General features: G+C 72.1%; 26 protein-coding genes. 11 read left to right on the forward strand and 15 right to left on the reverse strand.

Annotated elements, in window-relative coordinates; translation table 11 throughout:
* Window positions 1-106: 106 nt before the first annotated feature.
* Window positions 107-4,591, reverse strand: a complete 4,485-nt coding sequence (locus HF999_RS07590; RefSeq protein WP_168545291.1) for an ATP-dependent helicase — start codon at window positions 4,589-4,591, stop codon at window positions 107-109.
* Window positions 4,592-4,694: 103 nt separating this feature from the next.
* On the opposite strand from HF999_RS07590, the gene HF999_RS07595 reads away from it, so the two are divergent.
* Window positions 4,695-5,315, forward strand: coding sequence for an LGFP repeat-containing protein (locus HF999_RS07595; protein WP_168545292.1), 621 nt, complete (start codon window positions 4,695-4,697; stop codon window positions 5,313-5,315).
* Between the two features lie 68 nt (window positions 5,316-5,383).
* Here HF999_RS07595 and HF999_RS07600 read toward each other — a convergent pair whose 3' ends face one another.
* Entirely contained in the window at window positions 5,384-5,944 is a 561-nt protein-coding gene (locus HF999_RS07600; protein WP_168545293.1) for an NADPH-dependent FMN reductase, read from the reverse strand.
* Between the two features lie 181 nt (window positions 5,945-6,125).
* On the opposite strand from HF999_RS07600, the gene HF999_RS07605 reads away from it, so the two are divergent.
* Together HF999_RS07605 and HF999_RS07610 are read left to right on the forward strand one after the other, a co-directional pair.
* Window positions 6,126-6,386: a type II toxin-antitoxin system Phd/YefM family antitoxin gene (locus HF999_RS07605; RefSeq protein ID WP_168545294.1), complete on the forward strand. Its 261-nt coding sequence runs from the start codon at window positions 6,126-6,128 to the stop codon at window positions 6,384-6,386.
* Window positions 6,386-6,793, forward strand: coding sequence for a type II toxin-antitoxin system VapC family toxin (locus HF999_RS07610; protein ID WP_246207469.1), 408 nt, complete (start codon window positions 6,386-6,388; stop codon window positions 6,791-6,793). The genes HF999_RS07605 and HF999_RS07610 overlap by 1 nt, the downstream gene beginning before the upstream one ends.
* 57 nt (window positions 6,794-6,850) lie before the next feature.
* Here HF999_RS07610 and HF999_RS07615 read toward each other — a convergent pair whose 3' ends face one another.
* From HF999_RS07615 to HF999_RS07655, 9 genes are all read right to left on the reverse strand, one after another.
* Window positions 6,851-7,252 (reverse strand): hypothetical protein, encoded by a 402-nt coding sequence (locus HF999_RS07615; protein ID WP_168545295.1) that lies wholly within the window; start codon window positions 7,250-7,252, stop codon window positions 6,851-6,853.
* Window positions 7,253-7,295: 43 nt separating this feature from the next.
* A complete protein-coding gene (locus HF999_RS07620; protein ID WP_168545296.1) occupies window positions 7,296-7,523 on the reverse strand; it encodes a hypothetical protein in 228 nt (75 codons plus the stop codon).
* Window positions 7,524-7,527: 4 nt separating this feature from the next.
* Window positions 7,528-9,339 (reverse strand): acetyl/propionyl/methylcrotonyl-CoA carboxylase subunit alpha, encoded by a 1,812-nt coding sequence (locus HF999_RS07625; RefSeq protein ID WP_168545297.1) that lies wholly within the window; start codon window positions 9,337-9,339, stop codon window positions 7,528-7,530.
* A gap of 128 nt (window positions 9,340-9,467) precedes the next feature.
* Entirely contained in the window at window positions 9,468-10,952 is a 1,485-nt protein-coding gene (locus HF999_RS07630; protein WP_168545298.1) for a condensation domain-containing protein, read from the reverse strand.
* Between the two features lie 16 nt (window positions 10,953-10,968).
* Entirely contained in the window at window positions 10,969-11,385 is a 417-nt protein-coding gene (locus tag HF999_RS07635) for a SufE family protein (protein WP_168545299.1), read from the reverse strand.
* Complete coding sequence (locus HF999_RS07640) at window positions 11,382-12,281, reverse strand: sulfurtransferase (protein WP_168545300.1); 900 nt, start codon at window positions 12,279-12,281, stop codon at window positions 11,382-11,384. The genes HF999_RS07635 and HF999_RS07640 overlap by 4 nt, the downstream gene beginning before the upstream one ends.
* 99 nt (window positions 12,282-12,380) lie before the next feature.
* The gene (locus HF999_RS07645; RefSeq protein WP_168545301.1) at window positions 12,381-13,016 is read right to left on the reverse strand and encodes a Maf family protein; all 636 of its coding nucleotides are present in this window, start codon (window positions 13,014-13,016) and stop codon (window positions 12,381-12,383) included.
* The gene (locus HF999_RS22460; protein ID WP_168545302.1) at window positions 13,013-13,285 is read right to left on the reverse strand and encodes an acyl-CoA carboxylase epsilon subunit; all 273 of its coding nucleotides are present in this window, start codon (window positions 13,283-13,285) and stop codon (window positions 13,013-13,015) included. The genes HF999_RS07645 and HF999_RS22460 overlap by 4 nt, the downstream gene beginning before the upstream one ends.
* A complete protein-coding gene (locus HF999_RS07655) occupies window positions 13,282-14,928 on the reverse strand; it encodes an acyl-CoA carboxylase subunit beta (protein WP_168545303.1) in 1,647 nt (548 codons plus the stop codon). Before HF999_RS07655 ends, HF999_RS22460 begins: the two co-directional genes overlap by 4 nt.
* 73 nt (window positions 14,929-15,001) lie before the next feature.
* On the opposite strand from HF999_RS07655, the gene HF999_RS07660 reads away from it, so the two are divergent.
* From HF999_RS07660 to HF999_RS07675, 4 genes are read left to right on the forward strand one after another with little or no spacing between them, the layout of a single operon-like run.
* Window positions 15,002-15,832, forward strand: coding sequence for a biotin--[acetyl-CoA-carboxylase] ligase (locus HF999_RS07660; protein WP_168545304.1), 831 nt, complete (start codon window positions 15,002-15,004; stop codon window positions 15,830-15,832).
* A gap of 2 nt (window positions 15,833-15,834) precedes the next feature.
* Entirely contained in the window at window positions 15,835-16,380 is a 546-nt protein-coding gene (locus tag HF999_RS07665) for a PH domain-containing protein (RefSeq protein WP_168545305.1), read from the forward strand.
* Window positions 16,377-17,063 (forward strand): response regulator transcription factor, encoded by a 687-nt coding sequence (locus tag HF999_RS07670; protein ID WP_168545306.1) that lies wholly within the window; start codon window positions 16,377-16,379, stop codon window positions 17,061-17,063. The genes HF999_RS07665 and HF999_RS07670 overlap by 4 nt, the downstream gene beginning before the upstream one ends.
* 36 nt (window positions 17,064-17,099) lie before the next feature.
* Window positions 17,100-18,671: a GMC oxidoreductase gene (locus HF999_RS07675; protein WP_168545307.1), complete on the forward strand. Its 1,572-nt coding sequence runs from the start codon at window positions 17,100-17,102 to the stop codon at window positions 18,669-18,671.
* A gap of 21 nt (window positions 18,672-18,692) precedes the next feature.
* Here HF999_RS07675 and HF999_RS07680 read toward each other — a convergent pair whose 3' ends face one another.
* Together HF999_RS07680 and HF999_RS07685 are read right to left on the reverse strand one after the other, a co-directional pair.
* On the reverse strand, window positions 18,693-20,000 hold the full coding sequence (locus HF999_RS07680; RefSeq protein ID WP_168545308.1) for a sensor histidine kinase: 1,308 nt from the start codon (window positions 19,998-20,000) through the stop codon (window positions 18,693-18,695).
* A gap of 17 nt (window positions 20,001-20,017) precedes the next feature.
* Window positions 20,018-20,557, reverse strand: coding sequence for a GtrA family protein (locus HF999_RS07685; RefSeq protein ID WP_168545309.1), 540 nt, complete (start codon window positions 20,555-20,557; stop codon window positions 20,018-20,020).
* 117 nt (window positions 20,558-20,674) lie between these two features.
* Between HF999_RS07685 and HF999_RS07690 the strand changes: the two genes are divergently transcribed.
* From HF999_RS07690 to HF999_RS07705, 4 genes are all read left to right on the forward strand, one after another.
* Window positions 20,675-21,901, forward strand: a complete 1,227-nt coding sequence (locus tag HF999_RS07690) for a 5-(carboxyamino)imidazole ribonucleotide synthase (protein WP_312854056.1) — start codon at window positions 20,675-20,677, stop codon at window positions 21,899-21,901.
* A complete protein-coding gene (purE, locus tag HF999_RS07695) occupies window positions 21,894-22,406 on the forward strand; it encodes a 5-(carboxyamino)imidazole ribonucleotide mutase (RefSeq protein ID WP_168545310.1) in 513 nt (170 codons plus the stop codon). Before HF999_RS07690 ends, purE begins: the two co-directional genes overlap by 8 nt.
* A gap of 10 nt (window positions 22,407-22,416) precedes the next feature.
* A complete protein-coding gene (locus tag HF999_RS07700) occupies window positions 22,417-23,073 on the forward strand; it encodes a dihydrofolate reductase family protein (protein ID WP_168545311.1) in 657 nt (218 codons plus the stop codon).
* A gap of 129 nt (window positions 23,074-23,202) precedes the next feature.
* Window positions 23,203-24,363, forward strand: coding sequence for an acyl-CoA dehydrogenase (locus HF999_RS07705; RefSeq protein WP_168545312.1), 1,161 nt, complete (start codon window positions 23,203-23,205; stop codon window positions 24,361-24,363).
* Between the two features lie 57 nt (window positions 24,364-24,420).
* Here HF999_RS07705 and HF999_RS07710 read toward each other — a convergent pair whose 3' ends face one another.
* Window positions 24,421-25,122, reverse strand: a complete 702-nt coding sequence (locus HF999_RS07710; RefSeq protein WP_168545313.1) for a TIGR03089 family protein — start codon at window positions 25,120-25,122, stop codon at window positions 24,421-24,423.
* Window positions 25,110-26,801, reverse strand: coding sequence for an LCP family protein (locus HF999_RS07715; RefSeq protein WP_168545314.1), 1,692 nt, complete (start codon window positions 26,799-26,801; stop codon window positions 25,110-25,112). The genes HF999_RS07710 and HF999_RS07715 overlap by 13 nt, the downstream gene beginning before the upstream one ends.
* Window positions 26,802-26,914 lie beyond the last annotated feature (113 nt).

A 26,914-nucleotide genomic window follows, 5' to 3' on the forward strand; every position in this document is an offset into this window, starting at 1 on the left:
CCCGATCCGTTCCCACCCCACCGGAACGCCGGGTGAATCGGTGGGGTGGGAACGAATCGGGGGGAGCGCTGGCGTTGCGGTGGGGAGGCGACGGATCGGTGGGGGCTCAGCGAATGCGAAGGCCCTTCGGGGTGCGGGCGAACCCCGCGGCGGCCAGCGCCCCGGCGAGGGGGGAGGTGAGGGCGGGCGCACCGTCGACCTTCTCGACGGTGAGGCCGCCGAGTCCCGGTGCCGCCACCGCGAGCGCCGTGAACGCGGCCTCCGGCACGTCGGTGAAGGTGAGCAGCGTGCGGCCGCCGCGCTCGACGAACAGGGCCAGGGCACCGTCGACGAGGACCACGACGGCACCGGCCTTGCGGCCCGGGCGGGCACCCTCGTCGCCGCGCTCGGGCCAGGGGAGCGCCGCGCCGTAGGGGTTCGCGGGATCGGTGGCGGCCAGCACCAGCGCGGAGCTCTCGCCCCGCTGCTGGGCCCGCTCGAGGGCGGACGCCGCGTCGCGCAGCGCGTCGACGGTGCCGCCCCGCGCGAACTGCGCCGCCCCGAGGCGCTCGATGAAGTAGCCGCGCCGCGCCTTACCGGACTCCTCGAAGGCCGCGAGGGTGCGGTACACGCGGGCGAAGCCGCCCTCGACGTGCTCGGCCATCACCGCGCCGCGGGTCACCACGCCGTACCGCTCGAGGAGTTGCTCGGCGATGGCCGCCGACTGCTCGGTGGCGCTCGCCTCCGCCGGGGCGGGCGGCAGCGACCACCGCCCGGCGACCATGGGCGGCGCCTGGTCGACCGCCACGCGGAACCGGGCGCGCGGCGCGCGGCGCGGCGTGCGATGCGCGGTGGACCGGCGGCCGCCGGCGAGCCGGGCGCGGACCGGGGCGAAGGTGTCGCCCGTGAGGCGGCCCGTCCAGACCAGGTCCCACAGCGCCTCGGGCGTCGCGCCGGTGAGCTGGCGGTAGAAGTAGGCGCCGCCGCCGCGCACGGCGTCCTCGATCGCCTCGTGCGCCGCAGTGGTCTCGAGGGCGTCGGGCGGGGGCAGGGTGAGCGGCGCCAGATCCGCGGGATGCAGGGCGATCCAGCCGTCCTGTGCGCCGATCGCGCCGTGCCCCGTCCACACCACCTCGCCCGCCGCGGTGAGCTCGTCGAGCATCGCGGGGGAGTAATCGGCGACCCGCTGCGGCAGGACCAGGGACTCCCATGCGGAGGCGGGGATCGGCACACCCGCGAGCTGGTCGATCACCGTTGCGACGCCGTCGATGCCGCGCAGCGGCGTCTTCAGGTGGTGCCAGCCGGCGAGGAACTCGGCGTACGCCAGCTCCGGCACCGGCTCCACGTCCTGCCGCAGGCGGGCGAGGCTGCGCCGGCGGATGCGGCGCAGTACATCGGCATCGCAGAACTGGGGGACGCCGTCGGTGTCGGCGGCACCGTCGGACTCGGGGACGAACCGGCCCTCGATGACCCGGCGCGCCCCGACCAGCTCCGTCAGCGCGCGCTGCACGACCGCGACGCCCAGCCCGTAGCGGCGAGCGACCTCGCCGGCCGTGAACGGGCCGTGCCGCCGGGCGTAGCGCGACACGAGGTCGCCGATCGGGTCCGGTACCTCGGCGGTGAACGCCGACGCGATGCCCGGCTGCAGTGGCACGCCGAGCCCGTCGCGCAACCGCGCCGCGTCCTCGACGGCGGCGATCCACCCCTCGCCGTACTCGAACACCCTTCCGGCGGTGAGGAGCTCGTCGACCGCGCCGGGCGCACCGTCGGACCGCTCGGCGATCTCCGGGCGGCTGAGCGGACCCAGCTCGCGGATGAGGTCGGCCACCTGCTCGACGGTGCGCGCGCGGTAGCCGGGCGCGGTGCGCTGCAGCTGCGCGGCGATCTCCTGCAGGATGTCGGCGTCGAGCAGCTCGGTGAGCTCGACCCGACCGAGCAGCTGGGACAGCACGGCGGGGTCGAGGCTGAGCACGGCCGCGCGGCGTTCGGCCAGCGGGGCGTCGCCCTCGTACATGAACGCGCCGACGTAGCTGAACAGCAGCGAGGCCGCGAAGGGCGACGGTGCCGCGGTCTCGACCTCCGCGAGCCGGACGGTGCGCGCGGCGAGCGTCCGGTGGACGGCGATGAGCTCCGGCACGTCGTAGACGTCCTGCAGGCACTCGCGGACGGCTTCCAGGACGATGGGGAACTGCGGGAACCCGCGCGCGACCTCGAGGAGCTGGCTCGCCCGCTGCCGCTGCTGCCAGAGCGGGGCGCGCTTGCCGGGGTCGCGGCGGGGCAGCAGCAGCGCCCGCGCGGCGCATTCGCGGAACCGCGACGCGAACAGGGCGCTCGAGCCCACGGCCTCGGTGACCAGGTCGTCGATCTCGTCCGGTTCGAAGCGGAACAGCTCGGCACCCGGCGGGGAGTCGTCGGTGTCGGGCAGCCGGACGATGATGCCGTCGTCCGTCGCGGTGACGGCGCCGGACAGGCCCAGCGCGGCGTTCAGTCGCGCGCCGATCGCGAGCGCCCACGGCGCGTGCACCTTCATCCCGAGCGGGGAGTGCAGCGCGACCCGCCAGTCGCCCAGCTCGTCGCGGAACCGCTCGACCACCAGCGTGCGGTCGGTGGGGAGCACGCCGGTGGCCCGCTGCTGCTCGTCGAGCAGGGCGATGAGGTTGTCGGTCGCCCAGTCGCCCAGGCCCACCTCCTGCGCCCGGGCGCGCTGCTCGTCGGGGCCCAGCGCGCCGAACTCGCGGGTGAACCGCCCGATGGCGCGGCCCAGTTCCGCGGGCCGGCCCACGGTGTCGCCGATCCAGAAGGGCAGCCGCCCGGGCCGGCCGAAGGCGGGCGAGACCAGGACGCGGTCGTGGGTGATCTCCTCGATCTTCCAGCTGGTGGCGCCGAGCGCGAAGACATCGCCCACGCGGGACTCGTAGACCATCTCCTCATCGAGCTCGCCCACGCGGGAGGCCTTCTCGCCCACCATGAACACACCGAACAGGCCGCGATCCGGGATGGCGCCGCCGGAGGTGACGGCGAGCCGGCCCGCGCCGGGGCGGCCGGTGAGCGTGCCCGCGTCCCGGTCCCACACCACGCGCGGCCGGAGCTCGCCGAAGTCCTCGGCCGGGTACCGTCCCGAGATCAGGTCGAGCACCGCCTCGTACGCCGAGTCCGGCAGCGCCGCATAGGGATGCGCGCGCCGGACCAGGGCCAGCCAGTCGTGCACGTCGAGGACGTCCATCGCCGCGGCGGCGATGGTCTGCTGCGCCAGCACGTCGAGCGGGTTGCGCGGCACGACGAGCTTCTCGATGGCGCCCTCCCGCATCCGCTGGACGGTGACGGTGCTGTGCAGCAGGTCGGTGCGGTGCTTGGGGAAGAACACGCCGCGGCTGGGTTCGCCCACCTGGTGCCCGGCGCGGCCCACGCGCTGCAGCCCGGCGGCCACCGACGGCGGCGACTCGACCTGGATCACCAGATCGACTGCGCCCATGTCGATCCCGAGTTCGAGGCTGGAGGTGGCCACCACGCAGCGCAGCCGGCCCGACTTCAGATCGTCCTCGATGATCGCCCGCTGCTCCTTGCTGACCGAGCCGTGGTGCGCCCGCGCGAGCACCGCCTCCGCGCCGTGGGTCTGCCCGCTGGCGAGCAGCTGTGCCGGCGCGCCGCCGGCGACCGCCGGATTGGGCGGCCCCGCGTGCACGCCCGCGGCGAGTTCGTTGATCCGGGCGGTGAGCCGCTCCGCCAGCCGCCGCGAGTTGGCGAAGACGATGGTGGAGCGATGCCGCTCGATGAGCTCGACGATCGCGGATTCCACGTGCGGCCACAGGGATCCCTGCTGCACCGGCTCGTCTTGATCGTCCCCGATCACGTCCAGCTCCGTCATGTCCGGTACCGGCACGGTGACGCTGAGCTCGAACCGCTTGTCCGAGGGCGGCCGCACGACCGTGGCCGGGCGGGGCCCGCCGAGGAAGGCCGCCACCTCCTGTGCGGGCTCGACGGTGGCGGACAACCCGATCCGCTGCGCGGGGCGCTCGAGCAGTGCGTCCAGCCGCTCCAGCGACAGCGCGAGATGGGTGCCGCGCTTGGTGCCCGCGACCGCGTGCACCTCGTCGACGATCACGGTGTGCACGCGCGCGAGCGACTCGCGGGCCTGCGAGGTGAGCATGAGGTACAGCGACTCGGGCGTGGTGATGAGGATGTCCGGGGGCGTGCGGACGAGTTGCCGCCGCTGCTGGGCGGGCGTGTCCCCGGACCGCACGCCGACGGTGACCGCGGGCGCCGGTTCGCCGCGCCGCTCGCGGACCCGGGCGATGCCGGCCAGCGGGGCGCGCAGGTTGCGCTCCACGTCGACGGCGAGGGCCTTGAGCGGGGAGATGTAGAGCACGGACGTGCCGGGCCGGGCGGCTGCGGCATCGTCGGGCTGATCCGACGGTGCCCGGGCGGCGAGGCGATCGAGGGCCCAGAGGAAGGCGGAGAGCGTCTTGCCGGAGCCCGTGGGCGCGACGACGAGGGTGTTGCGGCCCTGCGCGATGGACCGCCACGCGCCGGCCTGCGCCGCGGTGGGGGCGGCGAAGGACTCGGCGAACCACTCGGCGGTGGCGGGCGTGAACGCCCGGAGGACGTCCGGCATGCGTTCATCATGACGCAGCGCACCGACACGCCCTGTTGCAGTCGTTGCCTGTGTTACTGGTGTGGTTCATGATGAACGGGAGATAAGAGCCGAAGGAGCAGGTATGGCCACGCACATGTTCTCGAACGATCATCGTCGAGCCTGGCTCCGGGGCATCGTCGCCGCGGTGGCCATCGCGGTCGGCATCAGCGGCGGCGTGACCGCCCTCGCGCGGGCCGATCAGCAGGTGGGGGGCTTCCTGGTGAAGGGGCAGATCGAGGTCTCCTACTTCGCCACCGGCGGCACCCCGACCTGGGGCGTCCCGCTGATTCCCGAGACCAACGCGGGACGCGGCGGCAAGTTCCAGACCTTCAAGAACCAGGCGTCCTTCTACTGGCATCCCGCGGCGGACGGCGGCAATGCGCACGAGATCGGCGGTGCGATCCGCGCCAAATGGGGCGAGAACCGCTGGGAGAACGGGCCGCTCGGCTACCCGATCACCGACGAGCTGCAGGCGCGCGGACCGTTCAACGCCGTCACCGGCGCGATGAACGCCTTCCAGGGCGGCGTCATCTACTGGTCGCCCGCGAGCGGCGCCTGGCCGGTGTGGGGCGAGATCCTGGTGAAGTGGAGCTCCGCCAAGCGCGAGTCCGGCACCTACGGCTACCCGACGGGGCCGGAGGTCCGCTCCACGACCGGCACCTACTCGCAGACCTTCCAACGCGGCGTCATCAGCTGGCCCTGACCTCTCGCCCCCTCGAACGCGACGATCCCCGTCCCGGACCCCGGGACGGGGATCGTGGTGATCTCGGGTCAGCGGGCGGCGACCAGGTGGCGCTCGGTGGCCGCGGTGAGCTCGTCGAGCAGGGCCGAGAGCTCTGCGGGGCGACGGTCGATCGGCGCGAAGTCCCCGTTCGCCTCGAAGTCGGTGAACAGGCTCAGGCTGATCTGCGCGCGAGCGTCGACCATCGAGAAGTTGGCGGTGATCTGGCGCCAGTGCTCCACGGCGCGGACGCCGCCGTCGGCGCCGTAGGCCACGAAGCCGACGGTCTTGCCGGCCCACTCCGGGCCGATCGAGTCGAAGGCGTTCTTGAAGGCGCCGGGGACGGAGTGGTTGTACTCCGGGGTGACGAAGATGAAGCCGTCCTGCGCGTCGATCGCCTCGCCCCAGGCCGTCACGGCCGCGCTGTCGTACTGGCGGTTGGCGGCGCCGGGCACCGTGGCCGAGGTCAGCAGCGGGATGTCGAAATCCTTGAGATCGAGCACGGTGACCTCGACGCCCTCGCGCGCCCCCGCCGCGGCGGCGACCCACTGGCCGACCTGCTCGGCCTTGCGGCCGTCGCGGATGGATCCGAGAATGATGCCGATCTTCATGTGCGCCCTTTCGACGAGTGTCCGCCCGGTCTGGGCGGTGACTTCCACCGTAGCGTACCGGACCGCGGTCCGGCTAGTGAGAGGGTCTGTCGCTCGGCGAAGGTCTCGTCGGCCACCGCCCGCGGAGGGCGTGCCGAAATTCAGTCCGGACTGTCTGGACAGAATCGGATATTCTGTGCTCATGCGGGAGTGGCAGGTGCAGGAGGCCAAGCAACGGCTCAGTGAGCTGCTGCGCGCGGTCGGCGAGGGGGAGCCTCAGGTGATCACCCGGCACGGGGATCCGATCGCGGTGGTCGTGGACATCGAGGAGTTCCGCGCCACACACGCGGCGGCACGCAAGCCCACCTTCGCAGAGTTCCTGCTGTCCGCGCCGAATGTGGACGATTTCGAGATTCCCGAACGCACCGTCGACCCGGATCGCACGGACGGGCTCTTCGAGTGATGGTGGCCTACCTGCTGGACACGAACATCGTGTCCGAGGGGATGAAGCGGCGCCCGAACGCGGCGGTGGCGCACTGGCTCGCCGGCATCGGTGACGCCGGGTACCTCAGTGTGCTCACCATCGGTGAGCTGCGCCGCGGCGAGCGCATGCTGGCCCGGAAGGATCCCCGGCAGGCGGCGGTCGTCGCGGAGTGGATCAGGGATGTCGAGAGCGCGTACGGCGATCAGATCATCGACCTCGACGTCGCCGCGGCCGCTCGGTGGGCGGAGTTGTCCGCGGGCCGCACGCTGCCGGTCGTCGACGCGCTGATCGCGGCGACGGCACTCGCGCATGACCTCACGTTGGTCACCCGCAACGTGCAGGACTTCGACGGCACGGGCGTGCGGACCTTCAACCCGTTCGGGTAGCGGTACGACGGCTCGCGGGGGCGAGCGCGTGCACCCTCCGCGGGGAGTGGGCGCGCCTCAATCGGCCCGGCCGGTGGCCTTGCGGAGATGACTGACGCCGGGGAGCTTGTTCACCCCGCGTTGGACCTCGCTGAGCTTGCCGGTGACCTCGACGAGCGGGGGGAGCACGGCATCGAGGGTGTTGAGCGCGGGATCCGCGACGGCGGTGAGCCGCTCGACGCGGTCGATCACGTTGTTGGCCCGCTCGATCATGTCCGCCATCGCGAGCATCACCTTCGGCAGCTCGGCGATGAGCTCGATGGTGTCGGGCGGAATGGTGCTGAGCTTGCCGACGCTGGTCACGGTGCGGCCGGTGTTGTCCATCGCGCGCCCAGCGGCGGAGCGCACGGAGTCGACGAGGTCGTTGACCGATTCGCTGATGCTGGGTGGGGCCTTCGGGGGCTCCGGCTTTCTCGCCATGCGATGATCATCGCCCGCCGGGCGCCCGTGCACGGGGATTTGGCTACAGCGACGCGCTGAACCGCTCGACCGCGGCGCGCGCCGTGCGCAGGCCCTCGCTGTCCGGACCGTCGACGGTGACCGCGCCGGACGGGTGCAGGACGACCTCGCCGATCGAATCGCCCGTGGTGTTGACGCGGACGGCCCAGGCGTAGGCCTCGTCGGCCAGCCAGGCGTCGGGGCGCAGTTCCGTGAGGTACCACGCCCCGACGTTCAGGCCGACGGGATCCAAGCGATCAGTCCTCGTCGGACTTGATCTCGAGCAGGACGGTGCCCTGCGTGACGGCGGTGCCCGGCTCGACGGCCAGGCCGGTGATGACGCCGTCCTTGTGCGCGGCGACGGGGTTCTCCATCTTCATGGCCTCGAGGACCACGACCAGATCGCCCGCGCTGACCTTCTGACCGTCCTCGACGGCGACCTTCACGACGGTGCCCTGCATGGGTGCGGTGACCGAGTCGCCCGTCGCGGCCACGCCGGCGCCGCGCTCGCGCGTGCGGGGCTTGGGCTTGCGGCGGATGACGCCGGCGCCTCCGGCGCCACCCGCTCCGCCGCCGAGCGACAGCTCGCCCGGCAGGGAGACCTCGACGCGGCGACCGTCCACGACGACGACCACGTTCTGGCGGGGGAGGGAATCGTCCTCCTCGATCGCCTGGCCGTCGGTGTAGGGCTCGATCGGGTTCTCCCAATCGGTCTCGATCCACTTGGTGTAGACCTCGAAGCCGTTCTCGTCCCCGACGAAGGCGGGGTTGGAGACGATGTGGCGGTGGAACGGGATGACCGTGGCCAGGCCCTCCACCTGGAACTCGGCCAGCGCGCGCCGCGAACGCTCCAGCGCCTGTTGGCGGTTCTCGCCGGTCACGATGAGCTTGGCCAGCATCGAGTCGAACTGGCCGCCGATGACATCGCCCTGGTCCACGCCGGAGTCCACGCGCACGCCGGGGCCGGTGGGCTCGCGGTAGACGCTGATCGGGCCCGGGGCGGGCAGGAAGCCGCGGCCCGCGTCCTCACCGTTGATGCGGAACTCGAAGGAGTGGCCGCGCGGAGTGGGATCCTCCGTGATCTCCAGTTCCTTGCCCTCGGCGATGCGGAACTGCTGGCGCACCAGATCGATGCCCGCGGTCTCCTCAGTGACGGGGTGCTCGACCTGCAGCCGGGTGTTCACCTCGAGGAAGCTCACCAGGCCGTCGGCCGCGACGAGGAACTCGACGGTGCCGGCGCCGTAGTAGCCCGCCTCGCGGCAGATGCGCTTGGCCGACTCGTGGATGGCGGTGCGCTGCTCCTCGGTGAGGAAGGGCGCGGGGGCCTCCTCGACGAGCTTCTGGAACCGGCGCTGCAGCGAGCAGTCGCGGGTACCGGCGACGATGACATTGCCGTGCTGGTCGGCGATGACCTGGGCCTCGACGTGGCGGGCCTTGTCCAGGTAGCGCTCGACGAAGCACTCGCCGCGGCCGAAGGCGGAGACCGCCTCGCGGGTGGCCGACTCGAAGAGCTCGGGGATCTCGTCGATCGTGTAGGCGACCTTCATGCCGCGGCCGCCGCCGCCGAACGCCGCCTTGATGGCGACGGGCACGCCGTACTCCTTGGCGAACGCGACGACCTCGTCGGCGTCCTTGACCGGATCCTTCGTGCCGGGCGCCATCGGGGCGTCGGCGCGCTCGGCGATGTGGCGCGCGGTGACCTTGTCACCGAGGTCGCGGATCGACGAGGGGGACGGGCCGATCCAGGTCAGGCCCGCGTCGATGACGGCCTGCGCGAAGTCGGCGTTCTCCGAGAGGAAGCCGTAGCCGGGGTGGATCGCGTCGGCGCCGGACTTGCGTGCGGCGTCGAGGATCTTGTCGAAGACCAGGTAGGACTCGGCCGAGGTCTGCCCGCCCAGGGCGAAGGCCTCGTCGGCCAGGCGCACGAACTTCGCCTCGGCGTCGGGCTCCGCATAGACGGCGACGCTGGTCAGTCCGGCGTCGCGGGCGGCGCGAATGACCCGGACGGCGATCTCACCGCGGTTGGCGATGAGCACCTTCTCGATCTTCTTGTCAGCGTGGGCTGCCACTCAAGTCTCCTCGTTCTGTGCGTTGCCGCTTCGTCGCGTGCCGCCTTGCTGTTGCGCCGGGGGCTCGAACTCGTGAGGAGTCTATGCCTCCGGCATCGTGACACAGCCGACAGTCCCCCATCGGTCGGTTACCCGCGAGTAACTCCTGCGTCGCCTATTTCGGTCACCATTGAACGTAGCGCGCCGAGGTACAGAGTCACACTCCGGCGCGCTGTTTCGAAGCCCGGGAACCGTGCGGCCACGTGCAGTCCGGACGGTGTGCGCAGCATCCAGAGGTAGACGTCCTCGATGGAGTAGTCGCGCGAACGCAGCGCCGCGGCGCCGCCGGCGTCGTTGATATCGGCTCCCGGCGCGGAGCGCGTGTCCATGAAGGAGACGACGAAGCGCGGCGGCGGAGCCGCCGGTCGTTGCAGCAGCGGAACCTGCGAGCGGTCGGACAGGTCCGCGAGGATCTCGGAGATGCGCAGGTAGGGCAGGGTGCTGCCCGCCTTGGACCGCTTCCACTCCCGTTGCGCGCGCTGCGCCAGCTCGCCGAAGGCGCGTGCGCCGGTGGTGTCCAGCCGGAACGGGGCGATGCCGACGAACCAGCCGAGCGCGGCGATCCACTGCTCGGCGTCGCGGGTGTGGCGGGTGACGGCGCACCGGAACACCGGCCCGAAGCCGAGGTCGGTGTTGATCTTGGCCATGCCCGCGAGCACGCCGGTGACCAGCGATGCGCCGGACTCGGAGCACACACGGGCGAAGTTGTTGGCCCGCTCGTCGTCGAGCAGGTGGAAGTTCAGCGCACCCTGCGGCAGCCGGGGCACCCCGTCGGGGTCGCGGCTGAGCGCCGCGCGGGTCTCGTCGGCGAGGACCTTCGCGCTGGTCGGCAGCAGAGGCATCGGGAAGGGATCGGGCCGGAACCCGGTCTCGCTGAGGTATTCGTTCCACATCTGTGCCGCCGGATGCCCGGCGCCCGCCCGGTCCGCGACCTGACGGTCGGTGTCCGAGTAGTTCACGTAGCTGCCGGTCGGCAGGAGTCGCGCGTCGTGCTCGCCGATCGCCTCGTGGTAGAGCTCGCGCATCTCGTAGGGGCTCAGGATCAGTGAGTAGCCGTCGAGCAGCGAGTGGTCCGCCGCGAAGAACAGGGTGAACGAGTCCTCCCGCGACACCGTCGAGAACATGTACGCGGGCCAGGTCAGCGGCGCCGTGGACCGGTCGAACTCGCCCAGCAGCTGTTCGAGGAGGGGCCCGGTGGACCGGTAGGTGCCGATCGTCTTGACCTTCAGGTCGACGGTGGCCGTCTGTGCGCTCCGGCGCCGCGGCCGGTCGTCCTGGAGGAAGACGTGGGTGCGCAACACCTCGTGCCGGTCGATCCACGCCCGCAGCGCGGTGCGCAGTCCCGGGATGGACAGCGGCTCGTCGAACTCGATACCGACCCCGAGCCAGGACTCGCGGCCCCCGTCGATGTGCCGGCGCCGCAGGATCGCCTCAGCGCCGCGCAGATGCGCCTCGTGGACGTGCGAGGTGCCGCGCGGGTCGTCGCGCCAGCGTGCCGCGGGTCCCGTCGTGGGGGTCCAGTTGCGCAGTTCCCCCGGGCGCAGCGGGTATGCGTCCAGTTCGGTGAATTGCATCGGGCTTCCGGCAGGGCTAGGCGGCGAGGCGTCGTTTGATGCGCGCCAGCATCGCCGACATGCCGCGCAGACGCAAGGGACTGACCACGGAATCGAGCCCGAGCGCGTGGTGGAAGTCGTCGGGGACCGCGGCGATCGCCGCGGCGGACTGGCCGTCGAGGCCCTGCGCGAGGATCGACGCGAAGCCGCGCGTGGTCGGCGCCTCGGGCGGCGCGCTGAAGTAGAGCCGGACCGCCTCGCGGTCGGACGCGTCGACGTCGAGGAACAGCGGTGACTGGCACTCCGGCACCGGCTCCATCGCCGCGGCCGTCAGGTGCTCCGGGAGCTCCGGCAGCTCGCGCGAGAACTCGAGGAGCAGCTCGAGCCGGTCCTGCTCGCCGACGCCCGCGAAGTCGTCGACGATCTCCGCCAGGGGCTGCGGGAGCCCGCTCATGAGCCGGCGGTCGGGGCCGCGCCCGGCTCCTCGCCGCGGACGATGGGCGCCCGCACCGTGTTGCCCCACTCGGTCCAGGAACCGTCGTAGTTACGGACGTCGTCGAACCCGAGGAGGTGCGTGAGCACGAACCAGGTGTGGCTCGAGCGCTCGCCGATCCGGCAGTACGCCGTCACGGGCGCCTTCGGGTCGAGGCCGCCGTAGACCTCGAGGAGGTCGGCGTGGGGGAGGAACCGCCCGTCCTGCCGGGCCGCCTTCGCCCACGGGATCGACACCGCGGAGGGGATGTGGCCGCCGCGCAGGGCGCCCTCCTCCGGGTAGTCGGGCATGTGGGTGCGCTCCCCGGTGTACTCCTGCGGGGAGCGCACGTCCACGAGGGCGCGGCGGCCGAGGTCGGCGCGGACCTCGTCGGCGAACGCGCGGATCACCGAATCGTCGCGCTCCACGACGGGGTAGTCGCTGCGCGGGTACTCGGGCTGCTCCAGCGACACGTCACGCGCATCGCTGATCCACAGGTCCCGGCCGCCGTCGAGCAGGCGGACATCGGGATGGCCGAACAGCGTGAACACCCACAGGGCGTACGCGGCCCACCAGTTGGACTTGTCGCCGTAGATCACCACGGTGTCGTCGCGGTTGATGCCCTTGCTGCGCATCAGTTCCGCGAACTGCTCGCCGTCGATGTAGTCGCGCGTCACCGGGTCGTTGAGGTGCAGGTGCCAGTCGACCTTCTGCGCCGTCGGGATGTGCCCGATGTCGTAGAGGAGCACGTCCTCGTCGGACTCGATCACCTTGAGGCCGGGGACCCCCAGGTGCCCGCTCAGCCAGTCCGCCGTGACGAGCCGCTCGGGGTGTGCGTAGTCCTGCAGTTCGGCGCTGGGATCGTTCTCGATAGCCACGTGATCAGACTAGCGGGCGGGCACGGAGGTCGCCGTCCCGACCAGCCTCGGGACCTCCGTCTCCACCCCGAAACCGGGACTACGTCACCGGGTGACGGGCTACCAGAGGTCGGTGACGCTGACGCCCAGCTCACCCAGCAGCCCGCGGGTCAGCGGGAGGGAGATGCCGATGACGGAGCTGGGGTCACCGTCGATGCCCTCGACGAACCAGCCGCCGAGGCCGTCGAGCGTGAACGCGCCGGCCACCTGCAGGGGTTCGCCCGTAGCGACGTACGCCTCGATCTCCGCGTCCGACGGTGCGCCGAACCGCAGCGTCGTGGACCCGGTGCCGGCGGCTTCGGCGGCGACGGCACCGTCGGACAGGAGGACCGCGCAGTGCCCAGTGAGGAGGCGGCCGGTGCGGCCCCGCATCGCGCGCCAGCGTGCCGCGGCGACGTCCGGGGTGTGGGGCTTGCCGACGAGCTCGCCGTCGATGGAGAGCATGGAATCGCAGCCGATCACCACGGCGCGGCCGGGGACCGGATCCTCGGCGAGCCGTGCGACCACGTCCCGCGCCTTGGCGCGGGCCAGGGCGAGCACGGTGTCCTCGTGCATGCTCCCGGCGGGCAGCGCAGCCTGGACCGCGTCCTCGTCGACCTGCGAGACGATCACCTGCGGCGACACCCCGGCCCCGCGCAGCACCGACAGCCGGGCCGGGGAGGCCGACGCGAGGACGAGACGAACGCGAGGGGTCAAGAGCCCTTCGTCCAGAACACGGGCGTCTGGCTGGTGAAGGCGTTGGGGCCGTTGAAGTACTGCGGCCGCATGCGATCGCGCGAGTCGCCCCACAGCGACTTCGGGCCGCCCGGGCCGGTCTGCGGGGCCGAGCTCGTGGCCACGGCGAGCACCGCGACGACGGCGGCCACGTCCGCGGCCGAGGGGTTGCCCTTCTCGAATCGGATGGCGGCGCTGAGCTTCTCGACGTCCGCCGCGATCGGTTCCACAGGCTTGTCGGCCGCGCTCACAGCGGGATGTTCCCATGCTTGCGGGGCAGGGTGGCGACCACCTTGCGCTCGAGCATGTTCAGGGCCGTCACGATCTGGCCGCGGGTGTGCGAGGGCGGGATCACCGCGTCGACGTAGCCGCGCTCGGCCGCCACGTACGGGTTGACCAGCGTGTCCTCGTACTCCTCCTGGAGCTTGAGGCGCAGGGCGTCGACGTCCTCGCCCTTGTCCGCCGCCTCGGCCAGTTCCTTGCGGTAGACGAAGCCGACGGCGCCGCCGGCGCCCATGACGGCGAACTGGGCGGTGGGCCACGCCAGGTTGATGTCGGCGCCCATGTCCTTGCTGCCCATCACGCAGTACGCGCCGCCGTAGGCCTTGCGCGTGACGACGGTGATCTTCGGGACGGTGGCCTCGCCGTAGGCGTAGAGCAGCTTCGCGCCGCGACGGATGATGCCGTCGTACTCCTGCTCGGTGCCGGGCAGGAAGCCGGGCACGTCCACCAGGGTGACGATCGGGATGTTGAAGGCGTCGCAGAAGCGCACGAAGCGGGCGGCCTTCTCCGAGGCGTCGATGTCGAGGCAGCCGGCCAGCTGGGTGGGCTGGTTCGCGACGATGCCGACGCTGCGGCCGTCGATCCGGCCGAAGCCGACGATGATGTTCATCGCGCGCTGCGGCTGGATCTCGAGGAACTCGTCGTCGTCGAGCAGGCGACGGATGACCTCGTGCATGTCGTACGGCTGGTTCGGCGAGTCCGGGATCAGGGCGTCCAGCTCCCGGTCCTCGTCGTTGATCGAGTCCTCGATCGAGCCGGTCAGCGGGTCGGTCGGGACGAAGCGCGGGGCCTCGGCGCGGTTGTTCGAGGGCAGGTAGGTGAGCAGCTCGCGGACGTAGTCCAGCGCGTCCTGCTCGCCCGACGCGACGTAGTGCGCGGTGCCGGACTTGGTCATGTGGGTCTGGGCGCCGCCCAGCTCCTCCTTGGTGACCTCCTCGCCGGTCACGGACTTGATGACGTCCGGGCCGGTGATGAACATCTGGCTCTCGTGGTCGACCATCACCACGAAGTCCGTCAGCGCGGGGGAGTAGACGTGGCCGCCGGCCGCAGCGCCCATGACGACGGAGATCTGCGGGATGACGCCCGAGGCCTGCGTGTTGCGGAAGAAGATCTGCGAGTACAGGGCGAGCGAGACGACGCCCTCCTGGATGCGGGCACCGGCACCGTCGATGATGCCGATCAGCGGGCGGCCCGTCTTGGTGGCCAGGTCCATGACCTTGACGATCTTCTCGCCGTAGACCTCGCCGAGGGAGCCGCCGAAGACCGTCGAGTCCTGGCTGAAGACGCAGACCTCACGGCCGTCGATGGTGCCGTAGCCGGCCACCACGCCGTCGCCGACGGGGCGGCGCGCCGCCATCCCGAAGTTGGTCGAGCGGTGCTGGGCCAGCTTGTCGAGCTCGACGAAGGAGCCCTCGTCCAGCAGTGCCAGCACCCGCTCGCGCGCCGTGAGCCGGCCCTTCTCGTGCACCTTGTCGATGGCGCCCTGGCCCATGGGGGCCATCGCCTCGGCGTCCTTCTTGCGGAAGGCGGCCAGCTTGCCGGCCGTGGTGTGGATGCTGGGCTCGCCGCCCTGGGCGTCGGCCGCGCCGTCGGTGGTGGAGGCACTCGTCATGGAACTGACTGTAACCAATAGAGTCGATGAATAAGCGCACTGCCCGTCGGGGTGGGACGGATGGAGGACACGGATGAACGAGCGCGCGCACGAGCCGGGAGAGCTCCCCGACCGCTCGGTCATCGCCGAGGCGGTGCGCGGCACGCGGTGGCACGCGGTGTCGGTGGTGCCCACCACCGGTTCGACGAACGCCGATCTCGCCGACGGTGTCCGCGCGGGTGACGAGGCCGGTCGTGTGCTCATCGCCGACGTCCAGACCGCCGGCCGGGGCCGGCACCAGCGCCTCTGGTCGGCGCCCTCCGGCACGCAGCTGTCCATCTCGGTGACGGTGGCGGTGCCCGCCGCCGCGGCGCCCCGCGCCGGCTGGCTGTCGCTGGTCACCGGCGTCGCCGCCGTGCGCGCCGTGCGCGAGGTGACGGGGCTGACCGCGGGGCTGAAGTGGCCCAACGACGTCCTGCTCGAGGCCGAGGAGGGCAAGCGCGGCGGCAAGACGGCCGGCATCCTGTCCGAGCTGGCCACCGCGCCGGACGGCCGGCTGGTCGCCGTGATCGGGACCGGCCTGAACACCGAGCTGGCCGCCGCGGACGTGCCGGTCCCGACGGCCACCTCGCTCCGGCTGGCCGGCGCCGAGGATCCCGACCGGACCGCGCTCGCCGTCGCCTACCTGCGGCATCTCGACGCGGGGCTGGCGGCGTGGGCCGACGACCCCGCCGCCGCCCGCGCCGCGTACCTGGACGCGTGCGTCACCGTCGGGCAGCGTGTCCGGGTGGAGCTCCCGGCCGACGAGGTCCTGCTCGGCACCGCGGTCGACGTGGACCCCGAGGGCCGCATCGTGGTGGCCGACGACGCCGGCGCCCGGCACGTGCTGTCCGCCGGCGACGTGACGCACCTGCGGCCGGCGTGACGATGGCGTTCCCCGAGAAGGCGCTCATCGACGACGAGCGGGTCCTGCTGCACGTGCGCCCCCACGCCAAGCGGTTGATCGTGCCGGTCCTGGTCCTGTTCGCGGCGTGCGCCGCGGCCGGCGTGGCGCTGGGCCTGATCGGCCGGGCCCACCTCGACGGTGCCTGGCCGGACTGGCTGCTCCTGGCGGTCGTCGTGGCCTGGCTCGGCGTCGTCGGGTGGTGGACGATGCGTCCGTGGGCGTCCTGGCGCGCGACCCACCTCGTGGTCACCGACCTGCGGATCATGTTCCGCTCCGGCATCGTGCGCCGCCGCGGCATCGACATTCCGCTGCGCCGGATCAACTCGGTCCAGTACCACCAGCGGCTCGTCGACCGGATGCTGCGCTGCGGGGTGCTCACCGTCGAGTCCGCGGGCGAGGACCCGCTCGACTTCCCCGACGTGCCCCGCATCGCCGGCACGCACGCGCTCATCGTGGACGCGCTCGACGACGCGGACGACTACCGCGGCCGCGACGACGGCTCGGCGGAGTACTCTCGGCGGTCATGACCACGCGGGTGCTCCTGGCCGAGGACGACGAGGCGATCGCGTCGCCGCTGGCCCGCGCGCTCTCGCGCGAGGGGTACGAGGTGACCGTCGCCGCCACCGGCACCGTCGCGCTGCAGCGCGCGCTCGACGAGGACTACGCCCTGCTGATCCTCGACCTGGGCCTGCCCGAGCTCGACGGGCTCGAGGTCTGCCGCGAGGTGCGCGCCGCCCGGCCGGAGATCGCGGTGCTCATGCTCACCGCACGCACCGACGAGATGGACTTCGTCGTCGGTCTCGACGCCGGCGCCGATGACTACGTGGGCAAGCCCTTCCGCATGTTCGAGCTCATGGCACGCACTCGCGCGCTGCTGCGGCGCAGCGCGCCCGCGCAGGACGTCCTCGAGGTCGTGGAGGCGGGCGGGATCCGGCTCGACGCGACCGCGCGGCGGGTCACCGTCGAGGGCGCTGACATCGCCCTGGCGAACAAGGAGTTCGAGCTGCTGCGCTTCCTGATGGAGCACGCGGGGCGGCTGCTCTCCCGCGAGGAGATCCTCGCCGACGTGTGGGGCGACTCCGACCTGCGCGGATCGAAGACCCTCGACATGCACATCTCCTGGCTGCGCCGGAAGATCGGCGACGACACCGGGCCGCAACGCCGGATCGTCACGGTCCGCGGCGTCGGTTTCCGGTTCGACGCCGAATAGTTCACGTATGTTGCAATCGCAACATACGATCGCGGGGTGCAGCCCCCGAATCGTCCCCCGCTGACCCGTCGCGCGGCCCTCGCCGGTGCCGCGGCCCTCGTGACCGCGGCCGCGCTCCCCGTGCGCGCGGCCGCCGTGCCGGAGCGGACCCACTTCCCGGCGATCGTGATCGGTACCGGGTTCGGCGGTTCGGTCGCCGCGGCGCACCTCGGAGCGGCCGGCGTGGACACGCTCGTCCTCGAGCGCGGCCGCGCCTACCGGCACGACGATCACGCGGCCGTGTACGCGAGCGGTGTCGACGTGGCGAACCCGAACGCGCTGTGGGCACCGGCCCTCGGGCGGACCGGCGTCCTCGACGTCGAGCCCGCGGGAACCGTCGGCGTGGCGCGCGGCGCGGCGGTGGGCGGCGGCTCGGTGGTCTACCACGGTGCGACGGTGCCGCCCCACCCGAGGTACTACGACAAGGTCTTCCGGCACGGGCCCCGGTACCCGGAACTGATCGGCGAGTACGTGCCGCGTGCGGTCCGGCGGCTGCGCGCCGCCGCGATCCCCGACGACGTGCGCCGCAGCCGCCCGTTCGCCGGCATGGTCGAGTTCGAGGAGTCCATGGCCCGGGCGGGCTGGCCCTGCGCGTCGCTCCTCTCGACGGTGGACTGGGGCGTCGTGCGGCGCGAGCTGCGCGGCGAGGTGCGGCCGTCGATGACCGCGGGCGAGATCGTGTTCGGCAACAGCAACGGAAGCAAACGCGAGCTGAGCAGTACGTACCTGGGTGCCGCGTTGGCCAGCGGGAGGATCCGGCTACGGACATTGCAGCGGGTGACCGGCCTGACCCAGGAGCGGGACCGGGTCGCGGTGCACGTCGACGAGCTCGCCGCGTCCGGCACGGTGGTCCGGCGACGCACCTACACCTGCGACGAGCTGTATCTGGGCGCGGGCTCGTGGGGCACCACGGAGCTGCTCCTCAACTCTCGCATCGCCGGCGGCCTGACCCGGATGAACGAGCACGTCGGGACGAGCGTGGGCGACAACGGCAATCAGCTCAGCGCGCGGTTCGTGGCCCGCCCGCCCGAGATCCAAGCCGCGCCGATCGTCACCTCCGCGTTCGTCGACGACGACCCGCACCACCTCCCGGTCCGCGTGGAGACCGCGGGACTCCCGCTGCCGCTGCCCGTGATCGGCTACTTCACCGAGACCGTCGATTGGGAGAACCGGACCTCGTGGACGACCGTCGGCGGCCGGGCGGCGCTGCTCGTCGCGCCGGAGGCCATCACCCGCGACGCCGGTGCGGCCAATGCGCGCGTGCTGCGCCGGGTCACGGACGCCAACGGCGGGATCGCCCTCGATCCACTGCCGGGGATCCCCGTGCCCGGCCCCGTCCCGGCGCTCGGAACGAGCATGAACGGCCTGCCCTTCTCCGTCACCGCCCACCCGCTCGGCGGCGTCCCGCTGGGGCTGGCGACCGACGACGCGGGTCGCCTCCGCGGCCACCCCGCGATCCGCGTGGTCGACGGTGCCCTCAACCCCGGCAACGCCGGTGGCGCGAATCCGTCGCTCGTGATCACCGCGTTCGCGGAGTACGTGATGGACCGCGCCCGTCGCGCGGCGTGAGCGGCGGCACCGTCGGGCCGGTCAGCGGGGCTCCGGCTCCCGGGTGACGGGCGGCTCGGGCCGGTCGTCCGGGGACGCGGCGGGGAGGAAGATCGCGAAGGTGGTGGGCCTGCGGCTCTGCAGCTGGAGACGGCCACCGTCGCCCTCGATGGAGGCCCGGGCGAGCGCGAGGCCGACCCCGGTCCCGTTCCCGACGGAGTAGCCGCGCCGGAAGATGCGCTGGGCGTCACCGTCGGAGATGCCCGAGCCCTCGTCGGAGACGGTGACGAGCACCGTGTGCGCGCCGACGGCGCCGAGCGTGACCCGGACCTCCCCGTGACCGTGGACCAGCGCGTTGTCGACGAGCACCGCGGTGGCCTCGCGGACGCGGGTCGCGGTGGCGCGGGCGGGCAGGGGAGCCTCGCGCCCGGACACGACGGTGAGCCGCCGGCCCGCCTTCTCGAAGGACGGCGCGAGGTCCGCCAGCAGCGGCGTGAGCTCGGCGCGGATGTCGACCGTGCCCTGCGGCGTGCGCTCGGTCCGGGCCATCTGCACCATGTCGCTGACCGACGAGGTCAGCCGGTCGACCTGGTCGAGGGCGGCGCGGGCCTCGCTGACGACCTCGGGGTCGGCGTGCAGCGTGAGCTCGTCGAGGCGGATGTGGATGGCGGTGAGGCGGCTGCGCAGCTGGTGTGAGACATCGCCCACGATCTGCCGCTCGCGCTGCAGCCGGTCCGCGATCTCGACGGTGGCCGCGTCGAGGACGTCGAGGACGCGGTCGAGTTCCTCGATGCCGTGCCGGTTCGGGTCGGGTCGGAAGTCGCCGTCGGCGAGGCGCTGGGCGCGGTCCGCGACGTCCTGCACCGGGTCGGCGACGCGGCTGGCGGTGACAGCGGCGACCACGACGCCCGCGGTCACGGACAGCGCCATCACGATGAGCTCGATCGTCAGGGCGCGGTACTGCTCGCTGCGCACGGTGGAGTAGTCCTGCTCCAGGCGCAGCACGCCGGCCTCGCCCAGCGAGGTGCCCTCGACCATGGGCCTCTCGAGCGGCGCGTCGGCGCCCACGGTGAGCTCGCGGGGCACGCCGTCGCCGTCGGTGTAGGTGAGCACGAGGCGCCCGCCGGACGGGACCAGCAGCCGCAGCGCGGCGACGGGGGGCTCGCCGCTGTCGCCGGTGCGCTGGTCCTGGCCCAGGATCTCCGACGATGCCCGGGTCAGGCGGTGCTGCAGGTCGGTGCGGGCGGCGTCGTCGAGCCAGCGCCAGGTGTAGAACATCAGCGGTAGGCCGAGGAAGAGGCCGGTGACGGCCACGACCGCGATGGTCGAGCGGAGGATGCGGCTCCGCACGCTGCGGTTGCGAGCGCTCAGCGGCGGGGTGCCGAATCGCCGGTGGAGGGGATCGACTCCTGCGCGGGGGCCTCGCGCATGTCCTCCGGGAAGGCCCAGCGGCGCAGCGCCCAGAACCGGAACGCCATCTGCAGCAGGTTGCCGACGATGTAGTTGAGCACGAAGTCGACGATGATCAACGTGGTCTTCGAGTCGACATCACGCAGGTGGAAGAAGTTGTTCGCGATGAAGATGGGCGCGGCCATGATGAGTACGCCGATGCCCGAGATGGCGAAGAACAGCAGTGCCTCGTGGTGCTTCTCCCGGCCGCCGCGGTGCTTGAAGCTCCACTCGCGGTTGAGGATGTAGGAGAGGATCACGGCGCAGACGCCGGAGAACACCTTCGCGACGGTGGGCTTCTCGCTCATCACCGTGAGCACCAGGCCGTAGAAGATGGCGAGGTCGAACACCGCCGTCGTGCTGCCCACGATGGCGAACTTGATCAGCTCGTGGTGCTGCATGACGAGCCCGCGGAGCGGTGCCGGGGTGCGATCCAGAATCGCCTCGATGAAAGCCACGTGCGCCACTCTAACGGAACCGTGAATAGTACCGCGTGGAGTGTGACGTGGTCGGCACGGGGGCGGTGCGGCGTGCCGGGCACCTCCACGGCCGCGTGGACCTGCGATTATGGACGGGTGAGTGATGTTCAACCGCGCCGGTCGCGGCCCGTCGTGGCCATGGTCGGCGGAGGTCAGCTGGCCCGCATGACCCATCAGGCCGCGATCGCGCTGGGCCAGTCCCTGCGCGTCCTGGCCGCCGCCCCCGATGAGCCCGCGCCCCAGGTGTGCGCCGACGTCGTGCTCGGCGACCACGATCGCATCGAGGACCTGCGCCGGGTCGCGACCGGCGCCCACGCGCTGACCTTCGACCACGAGGGCGTGCCCACCGAGCACCTGCTGCAGCTGCAGGCGGAGGGCGTCACCGTCAACCCGCCGCCGCAGGCGCTGCTCTACGCGCAGGACAAGCTGGCGATGCGGCACCGTCTGGCCGAGCTCGGCGCGCCCGTACCGGGCTTCGCCGAGATCACCTCGCCCGGCGATGTCCGCGACTTCTGGGCCCGGTTCGACGGTGCCGTGGTCCTCAAGGCCGTGCGCGGCGGCTACGACGGCCGCGGCGTGTGGCTGCCCGACACGCTCGACGAGGCCGTGGCCGTCGCGCGGGAGCAGCTCGCCGCGGGCGTGCAGGTGCTCGCGGAGCAGCGGGTCGAGCTGGCGCGGGAGTTGTCTGCGATGGTCGCGCGGTCGCAGTACGGGCAGGGCGCGGCGTGGCCGGTCGTCGAGACGGTGCAGCGGAACGGGCAGTGCGCCGTCGTGCTCGCGCCCGCGCCGGGCCTGTCCGACGAGGACGCGTCGTTCGCCGAGTCGCTCGCGCTGAGCCTGGCGAACGAACTGGGCGTCGTGGGCGTGATGGCCGTGGAGCTGTTCCAGACCCCGTCGGGCGAGATGCTCGTCAACGAGCTCGCGATGCGCCCGCACAACTCGGGGCACTGGTCCATGAACGGGTGCGTGACCAGCCAGTTCGAGCAGCACGTGCGCGCGGTGCTCGACTACCCGCTGGGCGACACCGCCGCGACCGCGCCGCTGACCGTCATGGCGAACGTGCTCGGGGCGTCGTCGGAGCCCGAGATGAGCGTCGACGAGCGGTTGCACCACCTCATGGCCCGGATGCCGGAGGCGCACGTGCACATGTACGGCAAGGAGGGCCGGCCCGACCGCAAGATCGGGCACGTGAACCTGGTCGGCGGGCTCGACGGTGACCGGAACGACCCCGAGTACGCGGCCGAGCTGCGGGAGCGGGCGGAACGCGCGGCGCACTGGATGGCGACCGCGGAGTGGACCGATGGATGGAGTGTGCATGGCTGAGAACACGGGACCGCGCGTCGGACTCATCATGGGCAGCGACTCGGACTGGCCGACGATGGAGGCCGCCGCCGAGGCGCTCGCCGAGTTCGGGATCCGGTTCGAGGTCGGCGTCGTCTCCGCGCACCGCACCCCGCAGCGGATGCTGGACTACGCGAAGGGCGCCGCGGATCGCGGCATCGAGGTGATCATCGCCGGCGCCGGCGGCGCCGCGCACCTGCCGGGCATGGTGGCCTCCGCGACGCCGCTGCCGGTGATCGGCGTGCCGGTGCCGCTCAAGCACCTCGACGGTATGGACTCGCTGCTCTCGATCGTGCAGATGCCCGCCGGGATCCCGGTCGCGACGGTGTCCGTGGGCGGCGCCCGCAACGCGGGACTGCTCGCGGTCCGGATCCTGGGCGCCGCCGATCCCGCGCTGCGCTCGCGCATGGCCGCCTTCCAGGCGGAGCTGGAGCAGATGGTGCTGGCCAAGGACGAGGCGCTGCGGCGCAAGCTGCTGGAGGGCTAGCCTGGTCCGCATGGGCGGACAGGTGCGGGTGCACAACTTCGCGATCTCGCTGGACGGCTTCGGCACCGGCGCCGACCAGTCGGTGGACGCACCCTTCGGGCACGCCGGCGGATCGCTGATGTCGTGGTTCTTCGGGACCAGGCGGGGCGCTGCGATCCACGGACTGGCCGGCGCGGCCCGGGGCGTCGACGATGCCTTCTCCGAGGCCTGGGACGAGGGTATCGGCGTGGAGATCATGGGCCGCGGCAAGTTCGCGCCCACGCTCGAGGTCCTCGCCGACGAGTCCTGGCGCGGCTGGTGGGGCGAGCAGACGCCGTTCACCACGCCGGTCATCGTGCTCACGAGCCGCCCCCGGCCCGCGTTCACCACGGGGGACGGGGTGGAGTTCCGGTTCCTCGACGGCTCGCCCGCCGAGGCATTGGCCGCGGCCCGGGAGATCGCGGGCGAGAAGGACATCCGCATCGGCGGTGGCGTCTCGACGGTGCGCGAATTCCTCGCCGCCGACCTGGTTGACCACCTGCACCTCGTCGAGGTGCCGATCGTGCTGGGCCGCGGCGAGCGGCTGTGGGACGGCCTCGAGGGCGTGCAGGAGCGGTTCGCGATCGAGTCGACGGTGAGCCCCGCCGCCGGCGTGGTGCACCGCGTCTTCACCCGCCTGCCCCGGTAGCCATCCATGTGGTTGTTCCCCGGAACAACCGGACCGTCGAAATTTGGTTACGTGCGACTAACTGACCCGCGACCGGGCATGGATAGAATCAGCCCGGACCCAAACACGTAGACGCTGATGGAGGCCCTTATGGCTGGCAACCCCGACTTCGACCTGTTCCAGCTCCCCGAGGAGCACGAGGAACTGCGCGCCGCCATCCGGGCGCTCGCGGAGCGCGATATCGCGCCGCACGCCAAGGATGTCGACGAGAAGGAGCGGTTCCCGCAGGAGGCGCTCGACGCGCTGGTCGCGAGCGGTTTCAACGCCATCCACGTGCCCGAGGAGTACGGCGGCCAGGGCGCGGACTCGGTCGCGACCTGCATCGTCATCGAGGAGGTGGCCCGCGTCTGCGGCAGCTCCTCGCTGATCCCCGCGGTGAACAAGCTCGGCACCATGGGCCTGATCCTCAACGGCTCCGAGGAGCTCAAGCAGCACGTGCTGCCGTCGCTCGCCGAGGGCGAGGCCATGGCCTCCTACGCGCTGTCCGAGCGCGAGGCCGGCTCCGACGCGGCGTCGATGCGCACCCGCGCCCGCCGCGAGGGCGACGAGTGGATCCTCAACGGCTCCAAGTGCTGGATCACCAACGGCGGCAAGTCCACCTGGTACACCGTCATGGCCGTGACCGACCCCGAGAAGGGCGCCAACGGCATCAGCTCGTTCATCGTGCACAAGGACGATCCGGGCTTCTCCGTCACCGGCTACGAGCACAAGCTGGGCATCAAGGGCAGCCCGACCGCCGAGCTGGCCTTCGAGGAGTGCCGCATCCCCGCGATGCGCATGATCGGCGACGAGGGCACCGGCTTCAAGACCGCGCTGCAGACCCTCGACCACACCCGCCCGACCATCGGCGCGCAGGCCGTCGGCATCGCGCAGGGCGCGCTCGATGTGGCGATCGACTACATCAAGGACCGCAAGCAGTTCGGCAAGTCCATCTCCGAGTTCCAGGGCGTGCAGTTCATGGTCGCCGATATGGCGATGCGCCTCGAGGCCGCCCGCCTGATGGTCTACACCGCCGCCGCCCGCGCCGAGCGCGGCGAGAAGAACCTGGGCTTCATCAGCTCCGCGTCGAAGTGCTTCGCCTCCGACGTGGCGATGGACGTCACCACCGACGCGGTCCAGCTGCTCGGCGGCGCCGGCTACACCCGCGACTTCCCGGTCGAGCGGATGATGCGCGACGCCAAGATCACCCAGATCTACGAGGGCACCAACCAGGTCCAGCGCGTGGTCATGAGCCGCCAGCTGCTGCGCTGATCACGGGGCGGGCGACCGCCACGACAACACGAACACGGAGGCCACCGCCCCGGGGCATCACGCGACCCGGGCGGTGGCCTTCTCCGTGGCGAACTTGTCCATGAGCTTGCCGGCGTCGGGGTTCGACACGTGGATCACGGCGGCCGGGGCGGCGAACGGGGCCAGCAGGCCGTCATACAGGTCGTCGACGGTGCGCCACGCCCGCGTCGAGAGCACGCGGTCGCCCGCGGCGTAGCCGGCGGAGGCGGACAGGGCCGTCGCCCGCGCCACGACGATCTCGGGGGAGTCGCCGGCGAGTGCGGTGCCCGCGTCGCCGGGGGTGAACGCGTCCGGGTGCACGCGCACCTCGGTGGTGTAGTCGTCGATGCCGGGCGGCAGGTCGGGCACCGCCATGCCGAAGGCATCGAGGCCCACGGCGAGGATCTCGTCACCGTCGGCCTCACCGATCCGGTCCGGCGCGCAGAAGGTGACCGAGCCGGACTCGCCGAAGCGGACCTCGCACCCGGCCCACCACGCGCCGAACAGGATTCCCGCCGTCTGCCAGTGCGCCGGCAGCAGCACGCCGACGGCATCGCCCGGGCCCAGGCCGTACTGGTCGCGGAGCAGGTTGCCGCACTTGGCCGCCCAGTTCCCGAGCGTCACCGCCGAGAGGCCCATCCGCGCGCCGGAGGCATCGTCGTACCAGGTGAACCGGGGCGCGGCACCGTCGGCCTGGACGATCGGGACGAGCAGGCGGTCAGTGACCGTCAGTCCACGCACGGGACGCCTCCGTTCTGCTGGGCGGTGAAGCCGGGCCGGTTGAGCAGCGAGCTGATGCGCGCCGCCTCGCTGGGGTCGAGCGCCTCGGTCATGCCCGGCGCGAGCGACGTGGTCGTGGCGGCGTCCGACCCGGAGGAGCCCGAGTTCCCCGACGAGCCCGGACCCGAGTACCCGTCCTGGAGCAGGACCTTGACGTGGCCCGACGACACCGAGGTGCTCGCGACCACGGGCAGTCCCCCGAGCAGAGCGGCGACGGCCTTCGCGCCCTGGTCGTTCGACGAGCTCGCGAGCACCGCGCTGCGCGAGCTCAGGCCCGCCTCGGCGGTCGAGGCGTTGCCGGTCTTGCCCTCCGCGAAGCCCTTGTTGCCGAGGAAGCTCGATACGCCGCTCGCGAGGCCCGTGGTGGAGCCGCCGTTGACCACGTCCACGGTGTACGACGAGCGGTTCACCGACGGGACGGCGGGCGCGCTCGAGGTGGTGGTCGTGGTCGGCTTGGCCTTCGGCGCGCTGCCCCCGAGGAGGCCGCTCACGTAGGCCTGGACCTGCTTCGGGTCGACGACGACCACGGACTGCTGCCCGTCGTCGCTCCAGCCGTCGTCGCGGACGACGGGGACCGTCGCGAACTTGATGTTGCCCGCCGAGAGGTTTGCTAGCTCCTTCGCGAAGCCCATGACGTCCCAGTCCTGATCCAGCGTGACGGAGGTGGTCAGCGCGTTCTGGAGCTGGCTGAGCTTGCTGGGGCTGGTGAGCGTGCCGGTGGAGAGGATCTTGCTGGCCAGCGAGGCCATGAACACCTGCTGTCGGGTGACGCGGTCCAGGTCGCCGCGCGGCAGACCGTGCCGCTGGCGCACGAAACTCAGTGCCTGCGGGCCCTTGAGGGTCTGCTTGCCGGCCCGGAACCGGGCGCCGGAGAAGGAGTCGTTGACGGGTCGCTTCAGGCACACCTCGACGCCGCCCACGGCGTCGGTGAGGCGGGAGAAGCCGACCAGGCCGATCTCCGCGTACCGATCGACCGAGACGCCGGTCAGGTCAGCGACGGTCTCGATCAGCGCCTTGCGCCCCTCCTCGTTGCCCTTCTGCACGGCCGTCTTCTCGTCGTCGCCGTTCGCGATCGCCTTGTCCCGCGTCACGTTCGCGGCGCCCGCGAAGGCCGAGTTGATCTTGCCCTTGCCCTGATCGGGGATTGCGACATAGGCATCGCGGGGGATCGAGATCGCGGTGGCCGACTTCCCGTCGTTGGGGATGCGGATGAGGATGATCGTGTCGGTGTTGAGGGTGCCGTCGTCGACGCCCGCGTTCAGCCGCGCCAGCTCCTGCTTGGAGAGCGGATTGCCCTTCGCGTCGGTGCGCGAGTCGGTGCCGACCAGCAGAATGTCGGTCGCGCCGTCGGGTTTGGCGCTGAGCGACGGGCCGCGTTCGATATCGCCCGCGAACCGGGACCACCAGAACCAGGCCACGCCGGTGACCACCAGCACGATCGCCGTGATCAGTGCGATCAGGGCCTTGCCACTGCGCTGGAGACGCTCGCGGGTGTCGGCGGACAGGTCGGCGGCGCGGGGCACCTGCCGCGGGCTCTGCGCACCGTCGGTGCCGCCCTCGTTCTCCGCGCGGACGCTCCGACGCTGCGCGTCGGCGCCGCGGGAATGGCGCGCGCCGCGCGGACTCGGGCTGTCGGACACCCACCACTCCTTGTCGCCGGGATCGGGCCGGTTGCTTCGGCTCCGCTTGATCACATCCCCATAACGGTACCGACTGGACCTGGGATCGTGTCCATGCGCGGCCGTCACGTACC

Origin of the sequence: Tsukamurella spumae, from assembly GCF_012396015.1 — a bacterium.
GTDB lineage: Bacteria > Actinomycetota > Actinomycetes > Mycobacteriales > Mycobacteriaceae > Tsukamurella > Tsukamurella spumae.

Excerpts from the sequence above, each read along its gene's own strand:
- HF999_RS07615 (WP_168545295.1), bottom strand. The coding sequence starts at position 7,252 with ATGGCGAGAAAGCCGGAGCCCCCGAAGGCCCCACCCAGCATCAGCGAA.
- HF999_RS07705 (WP_168545312.1), top strand. The coding sequence starts at position 23,203 with ATGGCTGGCAACCCCGACTTCGACCTGTTCCAGCTCCCCGAGGAGCAC.
- HF999_RS07610 (WP_246207469.1), top strand. The coding sequence starts at position 6,386 with ATGGTGGCCTACCTGCTGGACACGAACATCGTGTCCGAGGGGATGAAG.
- HF999_RS07595 (WP_168545292.1), top strand. The coding sequence starts at position 4,695 with ATGGCCACGCACATGTTCTCGAACGATCATCGTCGAGCCTGGCTCCGG.
- HF999_RS07635 (WP_168545299.1), bottom strand. The coding sequence starts at position 11,385 with ATGAGCGGGCTCCCGCAGCCCCTGGCGGAGATCGTCGACGACTTCGCG.
- HF999_RS07600 (WP_168545293.1), bottom strand. The coding sequence starts at position 5,944 with ATGAAGATCGGCATCATTCTCGGATCCATCCGCGACGGCCGCAAGGCC.
- HF999_RS07660 (WP_168545304.1), top strand. The coding sequence starts at position 15,002 with ATGAACGAGCGCGCGCACGAGCCGGGAGAGCTCCCCGACCGCTCGGTC.
- HF999_RS07665 (WP_168545305.1), top strand. The coding sequence starts at position 15,835 with ATGGCGTTCCCCGAGAAGGCGCTCATCGACGACGAGCGGGTCCTGCTG.
- HF999_RS07655 (WP_168545303.1), bottom strand. The coding sequence starts at position 14,928 with ATGACGAGTGCCTCCACCACCGACGGCGCGGCCGACGCCCAGGGCGGC.
- HF999_RS07630 (WP_168545298.1), bottom strand. The coding sequence starts at position 10,952 with ATGCAATTCACCGAACTGGACGCATACCCGCTGCGCCCGGGGGAACTG.
- purE (WP_168545310.1), top strand. The coding sequence starts at position 21,894 with ATGGCTGAGAACACGGGACCGCGCGTCGGACTCATCATGGGCAGCGAC.
- HF999_RS07590 (WP_168545291.1), bottom strand. The coding sequence starts at position 4,591 with ATGCCGGACGTCCTCCGGGCGTTCACGCCCGCCACCGCCGAGTGGTTC.
- HF999_RS07605 (WP_168545294.1), top strand. The coding sequence starts at position 6,126 with ATGCGGGAGTGGCAGGTGCAGGAGGCCAAGCAACGGCTCAGTGAGCTG.
- HF999_RS07700 (WP_168545311.1), top strand. The coding sequence starts at position 22,417 with ATGGGCGGACAGGTGCGGGTGCACAACTTCGCGATCTCGCTGGACGGC.
- HF999_RS07670 (WP_168545306.1), top strand. The coding sequence starts at position 16,377 with ATGACCACGCGGGTGCTCCTGGCCGAGGACGACGAGGCGATCGCGTCG.